The following is a 941-nucleotide window of genomic DNA, read 5'->3' as shown; positions in this document are numbered from 1 at the left end:
AGAGGCCTTTTATGCTTGGCGGGCGTTGTGGTGGATCAGCCTTTTGACGGTAATGACTGTGGCGGGGATTAGAAGTATTGCGCTGCAAACTAGCTGGACCACGGTGGTGTTGATGTTCACGGCGCCTGGCCAGGGAACGTATCCGAAGCGGTTACCGCCATATTCAACAAACTCGGTGATTGAGGTAGCGACGCCGATCAGCGCCAGAAGTGCCAGGGCTACCCAGACAAGGTTGCTGAGACGGATAGTCACGAGTGTGTTGGAGGGTTGGGGTGTAGCCGGTGATGCGTTCATCTTCTTGCCCTTTCGTTGGTGCTTCCTACTCCAGCTGACATCCCCGGGCAGGCCCCGGAGCGCACGACTAGCTATTGCCCGGTCAATTGATCCTTGTGAGAGTTCCCGTTGCTGTCCGTCCGCCAGTTGCTCGTAGATGTCAGAGAGGAGTTCTTGACGTCTTTCTTGCGCCACGTTCGCCGGAACGAAGCTTGTGTAGAAGTCGACCCATCGGAGGACTGCCGACATCGTTCTCGAAGTCGGGATGTCATATAGAGCGGTCATGGCTGAACCGGGCGGAGGGTAGCTATCGGGCGCGGTGTCGTGGCCGGGGCGGGGTGGGATGCGTGGAGCGCGGCGACTCCCTTGGGTGAGATGCGGTAGAGGCGTCGGCGCGGCCGACGTTCAGTCTCTGCAGTCCCAGGATCTTCCCACTCGGCTTCCAGTAGGTCGGCTTCGGCCATGCGCGCCAGGGCTTTGTATAGGGTGCCATGGCCCGTCAGTGACTTTCCGCCATCTCCAGACAGAGCACTCGCAAGCGCAAATCCGTACATGGGTTTGCGGTCCAACTCGGCTTTCTTAGCGATTTCCAGGACGCGAAGTTCCAAAGGAAGAAGCGTCCCTGCTTTTCGTCGCGGCATGCTGAAAGAATAGGAAGATACCTTCCT

Annotated in this window: 2 protein-coding genes; both read right to left on the bottom strand. The window is 58.3% G+C overall.

The annotated features are described in order from the left end of the window. Positions 1–9 precede the first annotated feature (9 nt). Positions 10–294, bottom strand: a complete 285-nt coding sequence (locus tag AC5RV1_RS21340; protein ID WP_493995951.1) for a hypothetical protein — start codon at positions 292–294, stop codon at positions 10–12. 260 nt (positions 295–554) lie between these two features. Then, on the bottom strand, positions 555–914 hold the full coding sequence (locus tag AC5RV1_RS21335; protein WP_493995952.1) for a PadR family transcriptional regulator: 360 nt from the start codon (positions 912–914) through the stop codon (positions 555–557). Positions 915–941 lie beyond the last annotated feature (27 nt).

It is taken from the genome of Arthrobacter sp. Hb9-2 (genome assembly GCF_059091165.1).
This window is presented reverse-complemented; position numbering and strand designations above follow the sequence as displayed.